Source organism: Acinetobacter sp. MD2(2019) (genome assembly GCF_035615615.1).
Classification (GTDB): Bacteria; Pseudomonadota; Gammaproteobacteria; order Pseudomonadales; family Moraxellaceae; genus Acinetobacter.
On sequence record NZ_VTDU01000001.1, the window covers coordinates 203441 to 216377 of the forward strand.

13 protein-coding genes are annotated in these 12937 nt (G+C 40.3%); 12 read left to right on the forward strand and 1 reads right to left on the reverse strand.

Translation table 11 applies throughout. The features are described 5' to 3' along the window. Nucleotides 1-277: 277 nt before the first annotated feature. From cyoA to alr, 12 genes are all read left to right on the forward strand, one after another. Entirely contained in the window at nucleotides 278-1321 is a 1044-nt protein-coding gene (cyoA, locus tag I2F62_RS00930; RefSeq protein ID WP_324625154.1) for a ubiquinol oxidase subunit II, read from the forward strand. Nucleotides 1322-1324: 3 nt separating this feature from the next. After that, nucleotides 1325-3316 (forward strand): cytochrome o ubiquinol oxidase subunit I, encoded by a 1992-nt coding sequence (cyoB, locus tag I2F62_RS00935; RefSeq protein ID WP_324625155.1) that lies wholly within the window; start codon nucleotides 1325-1327, stop codon nucleotides 3314-3316. Nucleotides 3317-3320: 4 nt separating this feature from the next. Further along, on the forward strand, nucleotides 3321-3944 hold the full coding sequence (gene cyoC / locus I2F62_RS00940) for a cytochrome o ubiquinol oxidase subunit III (protein ID WP_324625156.1): 624 nt from the start codon (nucleotides 3321-3323) through the stop codon (nucleotides 3942-3944). Next, nucleotides 3941-4267, forward strand: a complete 327-nt coding sequence (gene cyoD, locus I2F62_RS00945; protein WP_324625157.1) for a cytochrome o ubiquinol oxidase subunit IV — start codon at nucleotides 3941-3943, stop codon at nucleotides 4265-4267. Before cyoC ends, cyoD begins: the two co-directional genes overlap by 4 nt. Nucleotides 4268-4277: 10 nt before the next feature. Next, nucleotides 4278-5156, forward strand: coding sequence for a heme o synthase (cyoE, locus tag I2F62_RS00950; RefSeq protein ID WP_324625158.1), 879 nt, complete (start codon nucleotides 4278-4280; stop codon nucleotides 5154-5156). Between the two features lie 80 nt (nucleotides 5157-5236). After that, a complete protein-coding gene (locus tag I2F62_RS00955; protein WP_324625159.1) occupies nucleotides 5237-7339 on the forward strand; it encodes a hypothetical protein in 2103 nt (700 codons plus the stop codon). 6 nt (nucleotides 7340-7345) lie between these two features. After that, nucleotides 7346-8107, forward strand: a complete 762-nt coding sequence (locus I2F62_RS00960) for a DUF3142 domain-containing protein (protein WP_324625160.1) — start codon at nucleotides 7346-7348, stop codon at nucleotides 8105-8107. Between the two features lie 134 nt (nucleotides 8108-8241). Further along, entirely contained in the window at nucleotides 8242-8631 is a 390-nt protein-coding gene (gene rpsF / locus I2F62_RS00965) for a 30S ribosomal protein S6 (RefSeq protein WP_324625161.1), read from the forward strand. 14 nt (nucleotides 8632-8645) lie between these two features. Further along, nucleotides 8646-8873 carry a 30S ribosomal protein S18 gene (gene rpsR, locus I2F62_RS00970; RefSeq protein WP_004278792.1) on the forward strand — a complete coding sequence of 76 codons (228 nt, stop codon included), beginning with the start codon at nucleotides 8646-8648 and terminating at the stop codon, nucleotides 8871-8873. Nucleotides 8874-8882: 9 nt separating this feature from the next. After that, nucleotides 8883-9329: a 50S ribosomal protein L9 gene (gene rplI, locus I2F62_RS00975; protein ID WP_324625162.1), complete on the forward strand. Its 447-nt coding sequence runs from the start codon at nucleotides 8883-8885 to the stop codon at nucleotides 9327-9329. A 254-nt stretch (nucleotides 9330-9583) separates the two neighbouring features. Next, on the forward strand, nucleotides 9584-11029 hold the full coding sequence (gene dnaB, locus I2F62_RS00980) for a replicative DNA helicase (RefSeq protein ID WP_324625163.1): 1446 nt from the start codon (nucleotides 9584-9586) through the stop codon (nucleotides 11027-11029). A gap of 21 nt (nucleotides 11030-11050) precedes the next feature. Next, on the forward strand, nucleotides 11051-12127 hold the full coding sequence (gene alr, locus I2F62_RS00985) for an alanine racemase (RefSeq protein WP_324625164.1): 1077 nt from the start codon (nucleotides 11051-11053) through the stop codon (nucleotides 12125-12127). Nucleotides 12128-12196: 69 nt separating this feature from the next. Here alr and I2F62_RS00990 read toward each other — a convergent pair whose 3' ends face one another. Beyond that, complete coding sequence (locus tag I2F62_RS00990; protein WP_324625165.1) at nucleotides 12197-12931, reverse strand: proteasome-type protease; 735 nt, start codon at nucleotides 12929-12931, stop codon at nucleotides 12197-12199. Nucleotides 12932-12937: the final 6 nt, after the last annotated feature.

The following is a 12937-nucleotide window of genomic DNA, read 5'->3' on the forward strand; positions in this document are numbered from 1 at the left end:
AAATCTACGTATTTAGTTCAAGATAATGATTTAACTAATTTTTTGTTTCAGGTTTCTTAAATCCAACTTAATTTCTTGGATTTAAATCTGTGTTTTTTGGACCGCCTAAATGTGGCGAAGTTTATCAATATAGGGCATAATGCCCGACAAAGTAGCGGTGCCAACATGCTTTTGCTTATCACTTTTTCTAAGGAATAGGCAATAACAAAAGCATCAGTCACTATAATCGCTATCCCATATTTTAAATTGAAATGGGACTCTTCACCGAGGTTGTAAAATGAGACAAACGATATTAGCTGTATTGTCTTTATCTGCGATTTCTGCACTCTTAACTGGGTGTGGAGGTGATTTAGTACTTCTAAACTCAAAAGGTCCTGTCGCTCATGGTCTAAGTGGACTCATGATGACAGCGATCTATCTTATGCTTTTGGTGGTGATTCCTTCGATCATCATGGCAATTTGGTTTGGTTGGAAATATCGCGCGTCAAATAAAGATGCAGACTATAAACCTACATGGGCACATTCAACTGCAATTGAAGTTGTAGTTTGGGGCGTACCTATTATTATTATTGCGATTCTTGCTTATATCGCTTGGTGGGGTTCTCACCAATACGATCCGTATCGCCCGCTTGACGCTGAATCGACAACTAAACCTGTTGATATTCAAGTCGTTGCAGAGCCATACAAATGGGTATTTATTTATCCTGAGCAACAAATTGCAACAGTGAATGAATTACGCTTCCCAGAGCAAACTCCTGTTCACTTCCATATTACCTCTGACTTTACAATGAACTCATTCTTCATTCCTCAGTTAGCAGGTCAAATTTATGCAATGGCAGGCATGCAAACTCACCTACATGTATTAGCGAATGAAGCAGGCGAATTCCGTGGCTTCTCGGCAAACTACAGTGGTTATGGTTTCTCTCAAATGCACTTTAAAGCGCATAGCGTAACAAAAGCCGATTTTGATCAATGGGTTGCTGACGTGAAAGCGGGTAAAGGCACTCAAGTCAATGCGACTGCAGTTCAAAAAGAAAACTTGGACTTTGCAGGCCTACAAGCGCTACGTGATGGTGAACGTTCTAAACACCAAATCGAAGGCATGTTAGCTGACGCTAAATCACCTGAAGAAAAAGCTGCTGCGGAAGAAGCTGAGCGTATGGGTCCTTACCCAACCAAGCCACATCCAGTGACTTACTACTCTTCAGTTGAAACTGGATTGTTCAAGAAAGTCATCGACAAGTACATGAGCAATTACCATGGTGCAGAACAAAATGCTTCTCATGCCAACATGCAACATGAAGCACCTGCAGGGGAATAATACATGGACATGCTATTAGGTAAACTTGGATGGGGTGCCATCCCAAAAGAACCAATTGTAATTGTGACCGCAATTATTATGGCAATTGGTGCGATTGCTGTTATCGCAGGTATTACCTACTTTAAAAAGTGGGAATACCTTTGGAAAGAATGGTTCACATCTGTAGACCATAAAAAAATTGGTATTATGTATGTGCTTGTTTCGGTGGTCATGCTACTGCGTGGTTTCGCCGATGCATTCATGATGCGTTTACAATTGTTCCTTGCACGTGGTGGTTCAGAAGGTTATTTACACCCTGACCATTACGATCAGATTTTCACCGCACATGGTGTAATCATGATCTTCTTCGTTGCAATGGGCCTTGTTGTTGGCTTAATGAACATTGTTGTACCACTTCAAATTGGTGCACGTGACGTTGCCTTCCCTTTGCTTAACTCATTTAGTTTCTGGGCATTCGCGGGTGCTGCAGGCCTAATCATGGTTTCGCTTGTGTTGGGTGAGTTTGCGGCTACTGGTTGGCTTGCATATCCTCCACTTTCTGGCATTCAATATTCACCAGGTGTTGGTGTAGATTATTGGATCTGGGCACTGCAAATTTCCGGTCTAGGCACGTTACTTACAGGGGTTAACTTCCTTGTAACGATGATTAAAATGCGTGCGCCTGGCATGAAACTTATGGATATGCCAATCTTCACATGGACTGCTTTATTTACATGTGTTTTGATTGTTGCAACCTTCCCTGTGTTAACTGCAACGCTTGCAATGCTTACGCTTGACCGTTACTTCGACTTCCACTTCTTTACTAACGACCTTGGCGGTAGCCCAATGTTGTACGTAAACTTGATTTGGACTTGGGGTCACCCAGAAGTATATATTCTTGTATTACCAGCATTTGGTGTTTACTCTGAGATTGTTCCAACATTCTCTCGTAAAGCATTGTTTGGTTATGCAACAATGGTTTATGCAACTGCTGCAATTGCGGTATTGTCTTTAATCGTATGGCTTCACCACTTCTTCACCATGGGTGCAGGCGCGAACGTAAATGCGTTCTTTGGTGTAATGACCATGATTATTGCGATTCCTACAGGCGTGAAAATGTTCTCTTGGCTTTTCACCATGTACAAAGGTCGCATCACCTATACAACTCCAATGCTTTGGACGTTTGGCTTCCTCGTTACTTTCGGTATCGGTGGTTTAACAGGCGTACTTATGGCGGTTCCACCTGCCGACTTCCTTGTTCATAACTCATTATTCCTTATCGCTCACTTCCATAACGTAATTATTGGTGGTGTGGTATTCGGTTTATTCGCTGGTATTATTTACTGGTGGCCAAAAATGTTTGGCTGGAGCTTGAACGAAGCTTGGGGTAAAGCAGCATTCTGGTTCTGGTTCATTGGTTTCTATTTTGCATTCATGCCACTTTATATCCTTGGTTTCATGGGTATGACACGTCGTTTGAATACTTATGACAACCCACAATGGGACCCTTACATTGCAATTGCAATGATTGGTGCTGTACTTGTTGCAATTGGTATTCTTTGCTTCATTATGCAAATCGTGGTTGGTTTCTTACAACGCAACCAAAATATCGATTACACAGGCGACCATTGGGATGCTCGTACCTTTGAATGGTCTACTTCATCTCCTGCCCCGTTTTATAACTTTGCTTACTTACCGCAAGGCGAACATATCGATCGCTTCTGGTTAGACAAAGAAAACGGTGTTGCTTATGTTAAACCTACACATTATGAAGATATTCATATGCCAACTAACCGCGTTGCGGGCTTTGCATTGGCGTTGTTAATTACCGTAATGGGCTTTGGTTTAATCTGGCACATTTGGTGGCTTGTGGTAGCTGCATTCGTTTCTACAATCATTACCTTCATCCGCAGTTCAAATACGAAAGTAGTTGATTACTACGTTCCTGCTGCTGAAGTTGAGCGCATTGAAAACGAACGCTTTGCCATTCTTGAAAAACACTTGAAGAAGGACTAAGACCATGGCTGAAGTACTTCATCACGAAAACCACGGACATGACGAACATCATCATCACGATGATACAGACATCACCGTCTTTGGTTTTTGGACATATTTGATGAGTGACCTTGTGTTATTCGGCACGCTGTTCATTGCGTATGCTGTATTACACACACATGTGCCTGCGGGCACACCAAGCCCATTCGACTTGTTCAGTGAATCATTAAACTATGTGTTAATTGAAACATTTGCACTTTTGATTTCATCTGTAACATTCGGATTTGCCGTTCTTGCACGTTATAAAAATAACGTCAACGGTGTAATTACTTGGTTAATGGTCACTTGGGTTTTTGGTGCAGTGTTCATTGGGATGGAAATCAACGAATTCCATCACCTTGTTGCTGAAGGCCACGGTCCTAGCCACAGCGCATTCTTGACTGCGTTCTTCACCTTAGTTGGTACGCACGGTATTCACGTAACTTCTGGTTTAGTGTGGATGCTAGTCTTGATGTGTCAAATCAAGAAAAACGGCTTAACCTTACCAAATACACGTCGCTTGGCTTGCTTAAGCTTGTTCTGGCACTTCCTCGATATCGTTTGGATTTGTGTATTTAGTGTTGTTTACTTAATGGGAGTTATCTCATGAGTCATGATCATCATTCATCCGATGCATCACACGGTAATGTAAAACAATATACAGTAGGTTTTATCCTATCTATCATCCTCACCATCATTCCTTTTGGAATGGTGATGGCGGGTGGCTTTGGTCGCGGATTGCTACTGACTGTTGTTGCTATTACTGCCGTTGTTCAGGTTCTTGTACAATTAATTTTCTTCTTGCACATGAACTCATCTGAAGAGCAACGTTGGAATGTGATTGCATTTATCTATACGATTCTTACTGTTGCCATTCTTTTGATCGGTTCAGTTTGGGTTATGAACTATCTACATTACAACATGATGATCTAAACTGGTTGTCATGCTAAAAAAGTATATATTCCTGACTAAACCAGGGATACTCTTTGGTAACTTCGTTACCACCTTGGGCGGCTTTTTCTTAGCCGCCCAAGGCGCTGTAGATATCCTTTTGCTTCTCTGTACGCTTGTTGGAACAACGCTTGTTGTTGCCTCGGGTTGTGTGGTCAATAACTTCATTGATCAAGACATCGATCATCGAATGGAACGCACACAAAACCGAGCGTTGGTTAAGAAAACCATTGAACCGAATATTGCATTAATTTATGCAACGATTTTAGGAACTTTGGGATTAAGCATTCTCTTATTTTTCGTTAATATCTATGCAACTGCTTTTGCAGTGCTTGGTTTTGTTGTATACGTCTGCCTATATAGTTTATGGTCAAAACGGACTTCAATTCATCAAACCGTGATTGGTAGTATTTCAGGGGCTTGTCCACCTGTTATTGGCTACACGGCTGTATCGCATGAATTTGATGTTGCTGCTTTGCTGATCTTTTTGGCGTATGCACTTTGGCAAATGCCTCATTCGTGGGGAATCGCAATTTATCGTTTTGATGATTACAAACAAGCAAATATTCCTATTTTGCCTGTTGCTCGCTCTATTTTGCGTACCAAAATTGAATCTTTAATTTACGTGCTTTTATTTACTGCGGTGTTAAACGGTTTATATTGCTTTGGTTATACCAATATATTTTTCTTAGTCACCTTTAATGCGTTATGCGCATATTGGGTCTATTTATCAATTATTGGCTTTAAAGCTGAGAATGACCAAGTTTGGGCAAAAAGCTATTTTTTATATTCTGTAATTTTAATTACGGCATTAAGTTTAAGCTTTAGTTTTAGCTATCACTCCCCTGCACCACATTTGCCAATTTTTTAAAAAAAGATAGAGTTTAACTCTATCTTTTTTTTTGCTGATTTTTGCTATTATAGCGGCAACAATAATGATTTTTACTCGCTATGACACTTAAAAAAACCATTTTGACGACACTTTTACTCAGTTCAATCAGCCCACTATTATTGCTAAGTCACACCACACATGCAGGCGTAGACTTTACATGTAGTCCAAATTTTAATGTAGATGGCAAGTCTTACGATGCTTGCAGTAACGTACCTGTTCTCATTCCTTCAAATGACAATCAAGTCAATATGAGCTTATTGTTAAGTGATTTAGGACTTGCAGAGTTGCAACCCATCAAAGGCGATACCGACCTTTGGACATCAACCTATGCCCAAGTTCCTTTTGAAGCAGACACACTCATTCAAATGAGTAAAAACAAAGTCAATAATGCACGTCAACCTACAGATAAATCGGATGATTACTTAGATGAACGCTGCAGAACGCTTGCAAGCGGCAAAAGTGGTTTTATCCAACAGGTGCAAAACAATAAAAATATTAGCTCAAATGAAAAACAGCAACTTATTAGCGCGCGCAAGAAAATTACAGGTTGCGGTGAAAAAATTGCTTTGCTTGCGGTGAATCCACAGTGGTCAATTACTGCACGCCAATATGCTTCTTATCTAAATGCCAGCATTGCATTTTATAATGCAAATTATGCCATTGCAGATAAAATTTATGCGGTACTGAGCACGGTTGATGATACTTGGCTTAAAGAAACTGCCCAATATATGCTGATTCGAACCCGCCTAAATTTAGTTTTTAGTTCAGGCGTTGGGCAATATGGCGACTTAGATTTAAGCAAAATTAATCCTGCAGATACCCAGCAATTACTCGGCACCATTCGCAACTATTTAAAAATGTATCCAAATGGACAATATGCTGCCAGTGCACGTGGTTATTTACGCCGTGCCTTTTGGCTTGGGGGGCAACAACCTGCGCTCATCAACGAATTGGTTTGGCAAATACAAAATCCTAAATCACCTTATTACAACCTAGATATGCAAGCATTGCCTGCGGAAATCGACCGTCAGATCTTTGGTAGTAGCAAATTCAAAGCAAGTCATTTAAGTGATCCGTTCTTTTTAGCCACCTATGATTTAATGATGATGCGGGAGAGTCAAAGCGAAGGTTACAAGCCGATCGGTTGGACACAACTGACTGCCCAAAAAAATCATTTTCAGCAGCAACCTGAATTGTTCCAATATTTACAAGCCACACATTTACTCTATTTGCAAAATAAACCGCGTGAAGCTTTAACTGTTTTAACCGCCTTAGATAATACAAAGCAGCCTTATCTGCAACTGAGTCAACGCTTTTTAAAGGGAAAAATACTTGATCAGATTAGTCCGACACAGGCCGAAACTTATTGGCGAGAACAATTAGCGCAAGCCAAACGTAGTGACGCGCGTGGTCTATTTGAATTGGCGCTGATGCCATATCTAATCAAAAAACAAGAAGTAGCGGCTTTTATTGGTAAAAATCCAACGATTCGTCAGTTAAACTTGCAAAAAAACTTTATTGTTGATCATGCCAATCCAAATGCATTACAACAAATGATTAAAAGTAACCAAGCCAACAATGACCAAAAGCAGGCCGCGCTATTTACGTTATTAAGTAAATCGTTAACGCATCAAAATTACAGTTTATTTAATCAATATTATCGCGAATTACCAGCAGATGCAGCACAGTACAAATCATTCGATGGCATAGAAAAATATAAAGATAAAGCACCATTTTCCGATCTTATTTGGAATGGCACAACCATTAGTCCACAGCTCAAATGTCCAAATTTACCGACGCTAACGCAGCAACTTGAAAAATCACCCAAAGATCCGCTACTGAATGTTTGTATGGGTGAATATAATCGTGCTCATCACTTTGGCTGGCAATACGATGATTCTGAAAGTACAACACTGAATGATCATTTTGAAGGACCCGTATTTGCACGTGGCAATGTTTATAAAAGCCTGATTAGATCTAACCAAAAAAGTGAGTTACAAGCCTATGCGCTGTACCGCGCCATTATGTGCTATTCACCAAGTGGTATGAATGACTGCGGTGATTCCGAAGTTGCAAAACCTGTACGCAAACAATGGTATGACCAAATTAAACGTGATTATCCAAATACCTCGTGGGCAAAATCGTTGAAATATTATTGGTAAATAAGCATGTTGAAGCCGCTTTTTTCAGCGCTACTCTATATATTGATTGGTGGATTCATACTTTGCCCATCAATCCAAGCTGCCCCAAATAAATTTTCTGTCGATGCCAATCAATATCAGGAATTTTGGCTATGGGGCAGAATCTCTTCTGCGCCTTATTTAAACCGAGCAACAAGCCTTTATATTTTACAAGGTGAGATTCAGGCGGATTCACGCAATCAACGCTCAGTATTTATTCAACAAGGCGTGCCTGTTCTTCGCATCCCTAAACAAAAAGTGTGGTTGGTGTTTCGCAATCATCACTTAAATTGGCAAGGCGATGAATTAATAAAGATTTTACAACGTGTTAAACAATGGGAACATGCGGGCAACCATATTGTCGGCATACAAATTGACTTTGATGCCCGCACTAAAAATTTAAATGACTATGCCCTATTTTTACAGCGCTTAAGAACACAATTGCCGAAGCAATATCAATTAAGTATTACCAGTTTGATGGATTGGACCAACTTAAAAGATAAAAATACGCTTAGGCTATTTAGAGAAAATATTAATGAATTGGTGATTCAGACCTATCAAGGTTCTCGCACCATCCCGCATTATCAAGCCTATTTAAGCAAAATTGCAGCGCTGCAACTGCCCTATAAAATTGGCTTGGTACAATATGGCGAATGGAATCCGAATTTAAATTTTTCATCTGATCCAAATTTTAAAGGCTTTATTGTATTTTTACTCAGAGCAGCACCTGCGCAGGCTTTAGGTAAATAATTGAATATTAAATTGTGTTTGTCGATAAATTTACCTATAATGTCTGCTCGCAATTTGCGACTCGATAAACTTATCGAGACTCCTTGCTTCTAAAATAATGTTTTAGGGGCTGTATAAACCGTAAGGAGCTGACAATGCGTCACTACGAAATCGTACTATTGGTACATCCAGACCAAAGCGATCAAGTTGTGGGTATGGTAGAACGCTATATCTCACAAATTAAAGAAGCTGAAGGTCAAATTCACCGCCTTGAAGATTGGGGCCGTCGTCAATTGGCTTACCCAATTAACAAAATTCACAAAGCGCACTACATTTTAATGAATGTTGAATGTGGTCAAACTACGCTTGATGAATTAGAAGAATTGTTCCGTTATAACGATGCAATTATTCGTAACATCATCATCCGTCGTGAACACGCGATCACTGAAGAATCTTTATTGGCTAAAAGTGCTGAAGAAAAGCGTGCGCGTAAAGCTCAACGCGAAGAAGCTCTTCAAGCTAACCAAGATTCTGTTGAAGCGTAATAAGGAGAACATCAATGGCACGTTTTTACCGTCGTCGCAAGTTCTGCCGCTTTACAGCTGAGAACGTAACGTACATCGACTACAAAGATATCGACACTTTAAAACAGTACATCACTGAAAACGGCAAAATTGTTCCTAGCCGTATTACAGGTACTAAAGCTCGTTACCAACGTCAATTAGCGCTAGCAATTAAACAAGCTCGCTACTTGTCTTTGATCCCTTACACTGACAATCATAAGTGAGGTTGAGCTGTGGATATTATCTTATTACAACGCATTAAAAACCTTGGTAAACTTGGTGATAAAGTTTCAGTTAAAGCTGGTTACGGCCGTAACTTCTTGATCCCTCAAGGTAAAGCTGTAGCTGCTACTGAAGCTAACACAACTGCTTTTGAAGCTCGTCGTGCTGAACTTGAGAAAGCTGAAGCTGATATTTTAGCTGCTGCTCAAGCACGTGCTGACCAATTAAACGAAGTAAATATCGTAATCACTGCAAAAGCAGGTGATGAAGGTAAATTATTCGGTTCAATCGGTACACGTGACATCGCTGATGCATTAACAAATGCTGGCCTTGCAGTTGACCGTGCTGAAGTTCGTTTACCGAACGGTGCGCTTCGTCACACTGGTGAATTCAACATCGCAATCCAATTGCATCATGATGTTGTTGCAGAAGTACTTGTTACTATCGTATCTGAGTAATTCGCTGCAAAGAAAAGAGCATGCTTTGGCATGCTCTTTTTTTATGTCTAAATATAAAGCTTTTAGTCATTTAAATGATATTTACTAGGTTTTGTATTGACGAAAAATGTCCATTGTATGTCATTACACAACTGCCTATCTATTGTGCTATTGAGTACTTTAAACAATTTTGCTTGAATTAAATTGTCCAGATTCCTGCTATTTGCATTAAGATAGTCACTTGTTCGGGTTTCATCTTTTTATTGGGTCTTGTTATGTCACAGGCGAATGCCAATTTTTCTAAAAATACTCCAAAAACAGAGAGTAAAACAAGTGACTCAGGTCAACTCAAAGAGTTTAGAACCCCTCCGCATAACCTTGCCATTGAACAAGCTGTCCTTGCCGCGCTAATGACGGTTGCAGAATCTTTCGAACAAGTCAGCGACATCTTAAATGAAAATGATTTTTATGCGACACGGCATAAATATATTTATCGAGCGATTGATAAGCTGGCACAAGAAGGCTCACCTTACGATGCCGTCTTAGTTAACGACTGGTTGGTTAAGCAAAATTTACTCGATGCGATTGGTGGTGAAGACTACCTGATGCAATTAATGTCGGATTCGCCTGCAAGTTTCTATAACCTTGAAACTTATGCCACCAAAATTCGAGAGTTTGCAACACTGCGCAGCATGATTAAAGCCAGCAATGAAATTCTACTCAATGCCTATGACACCAAAGGTCGAAGCGTCAGTGAAATTTTAGACCTTGCAGAAACCAATATTTTTTCTATTGCAGAACAGCACAATAACAACAAGAAAAACGAAGGCCCGCAACCGATTACCGAAGTGGTGTCCAACGTATTTAATAAACTCAGTGAATTATCGCAATTAGAAGGCAATATTACCGGTTTATCGACAGGATTTTTAGAATTAGACAATAAAACCTCTGGCATGCAAGCGGGCGATATGATTATTGTTGCTGCGCGTCCATCTATGGGTAAAACCACATTTGCCATGAACTTGGTCGAAAGCGTTTTGTTTAACTGCAACCTGCCCGCTTTGGTGTTTTCAATGGAAATGCCCGCCGATTCTATTGCCATGCGTTTAATTTCATCTTACGGGAAAGTGCATCAAGGCCATTTACGTTCGGGTAAACTCGACAGTGACGAATGGTCTAAAGTGACTGGCACCATTTTACAACTACAAGAAAAACAGCTTTATATTGATGATTCATCCGCACTTCCTCCAACAGAATTACGTGCGCGTGCCAGACGTGTTGCTAAACAGCATGGAGGTAAACTCGGTTGTATCATGATCGATTATCTACAGCTTATGAAAGTTCCAGGAATGGGTGACAACCGTGTGGGTGAAATTGGTGAAATTTCACGAAGCTTAAAAGCATTAGCCAAAGAAATGAATTGCCCTGTTATTGCGCTTTCGCAGCTTAACCGTAGTCTAGAAAACCGACCAAACAAACGTCCGGTCATGTCTGACTTACGTGAATCGGGTGCGATTGAGCAGGATGCCGACTTAATCATGTTTATTTACCGCGATGAAGTGTATAACAAAGAATCTAAAGAAGCCGGTACTGCCGAAATTATTATTGGTAAGCAACGTAACGGCCCAATTGGTACAGTACGTTTGGCTTTTGAAGGTCAATACACCCGTTTTAGTAACCTTTCACCGGAATATTACAACCAGTTTGATGACGATGAATAACACTTAACAAGGAGCTTTAAGGTGCGCCAAGCAACCGTTTCCATTAACCAAGATGCTTTACAATATAATTTAAATCGCGTTAAACAGCTGGCACCAAAATCAAAAATTGTCAGCATGGTAAAAGCAGATGCTTATGGCCATGGCTTAGAAAATTCACTCAGCGCGCTTGCGCAAACAGATGCATTTGGGGTTGCCTGTTTAAGTGAAGCACTCGAAATTCGACAGCTTGGTTTTGAACAACTTGTTACCTTAATTGAAGGTGTTTTTAGTGAAGATGAAATGCAGATTGCAATTGATCAACGCTTTGAATGCATGGTGCACCATCAACAACAAGTCGAGTGGTTAATTCAGCATAAAGTCGCCTATCAAGCCAAAAAACTTAAAGTTTGGATTAAGCTGAATAGCGGTATGAACCGCCTTGGCTTTAAAGCTGATGAAATTATTGATGTCATTAACAACTTAAAGGCTGAAGGTTTTGAGTGTGTGCTTGCCATGCACTTTGCCAATGCAGATAGCGACGATCACCCACTGAACGAGCAGCAAAAACAACTATTTTTGCAAGTTCGTGAGGCTTGCATGCCAATTTTATGCTCTTGCTGTAATTCGGCTGCCATCTTAAAATGGCCAGAACTGCATTTTGACTATGTTCGCCCAGGCGTAATGCTATACGGCGCATCCCCTTTTGCCGACCGCTCAGTGCATGAACTAGACCTCAAACCGGTAATGACGTTTTCTGCTGAAGTGATTGCAATTAACCACATTCAAGCCGGTGAGAAAGTCGGTTATGGCTCGCTCGTCACCGCAGAAAAAGAGATGGACATTGCCGTTGTGTCGATTGGTTATGGCGATGGCTATCCTCGGGCATATATCGCGCAAAATTCTGTGGTTGTAAACCAAAAGAATCTTAATTTGTTTGGTCGTGTCAGTATGGATATGCTGACCATTGACGCAACAGGACACGCACTTAAAATTGGCGACTCTGTTGAATTATGGGGCGAACAACGTTTAGTGGATGATGTTGCCAAAACAAGTGGCACCATTGGTTATGAGTTATTGTGTCGACTCAGCAACCGACCTACACGTAAAATTAAAGCTTAATCGCAAAAAAAAGCATATCTACTCTGTGTGGATATGCTTTTGAATCAACAACATTTTATAAAAAACAAACTATTCTAAATAATCATCCGATGGTTTGGGAATATCGTGCAAACCACGGCGTAAGGTTTCTGACCATTGCCGACTAATTTCTTTAAAATATTCATTTTCTGCGGTAATACGCTTTCCTTTTGGAATGCTTAGGCTATCGACTTTATACACCAAAACATCTAACGGCAAACCCACTGAAACATTAGAACGTATGGTTGAGTCGAAGGAAATTAAGCTACAGCGCACAGCTTCATCTAAAGGCATTAGGTAAGTTAATGCACGATCTAAAATCGGCTTGCCATACTTACTTTCACCAATTTGAAAAAATGGCGTGTCTTTGGTTGCACAAATAAAATTGCCTTGAGGGTAAATATTGTATAGCTGCAATTCAGCCTCACCAATTTGCCCACCAACCAACAAACTACAATAATAATTGCTTTGTTCTTGGGTATTCTCGGTGACTTCTGCAATCACTTGTCGTAAGGTTCGACCGACCAATTGCGCGACTTCAAACATCGTACTTAGGCTATACAAATTAGGTTCTTCATTTAAAGCCAATTGGTCTCTTAAATGCCCAATTACCGCCTGTGTGGTCGCCAAATTGCCAGCCGTTTGAATTGCAATAAACCGCTCACTCTCCACCCCAAATGTATAAAGCTTTCTAAAAACTGAAATTTGATCAACACCAGCATTTGTACGGGTATCACTAATAAACACCAGACCATCTTTTAAACGTAAAGCACAACAATAGGTCATTACAAC

Excerpts from the sequence above, each read along its gene's own strand:
- cyoA (WP_324625154.1), top strand. The coding sequence starts at position 278 with ATGAGACAAACGATATTAGCTGTATTGTCTTTATCTGCGATTTCTGCA.
- cyoB (WP_324625155.1), top strand. The coding sequence starts at position 1,325 with ATGGACATGCTATTAGGTAAACTTGGATGGGGTGCCATCCCAAAAGAA.
- cyoC (WP_324625156.1), top strand. The coding sequence starts at position 3,321 with ATGGCTGAAGTACTTCATCACGAAAACCACGGACATGACGAACATCAT.
- cyoD (WP_324625157.1), top strand. The coding sequence starts at position 3,941 with ATGAGTCATGATCATCATTCATCCGATGCATCACACGGTAATGTAAAA.
- cyoE (WP_324625158.1), top strand. The coding sequence starts at position 4,278 with ATGCTAAAAAAGTATATATTCCTGACTAAACCAGGGATACTCTTTGGT.
- I2F62_RS00955 (WP_324625159.1), top strand. The coding sequence starts at position 5,237 with ATGACACTTAAAAAAACCATTTTGACGACACTTTTACTCAGTTCAATC.
- I2F62_RS00960 (WP_324625160.1), top strand. The coding sequence starts at position 7,346 with ATGTTGAAGCCGCTTTTTTCAGCGCTACTCTATATATTGATTGGTGGA.
- rpsF (WP_324625161.1), top strand. The coding sequence starts at position 8,242 with ATGCGTCACTACGAAATCGTACTATTGGTACATCCAGACCAAAGCGAT.
- rpsR (WP_004278792.1), top strand. The coding sequence starts at position 8,646 with ATGGCACGTTTTTACCGTCGTCGCAAGTTCTGCCGCTTTACAGCTGAG.
- dnaB (WP_324625163.1), top strand. The coding sequence starts at position 9,584 with ATGTCACAGGCGAATGCCAATTTTTCTAAAAATACTCCAAAAACAGAG.
- I2F62_RS00990 (WP_324625165.1), bottom strand. The coding sequence starts at position 12,931 with ATGACCTATTGTTGTGCTTTACGTTTAAAAGATGGTCTGGTGTTTATT.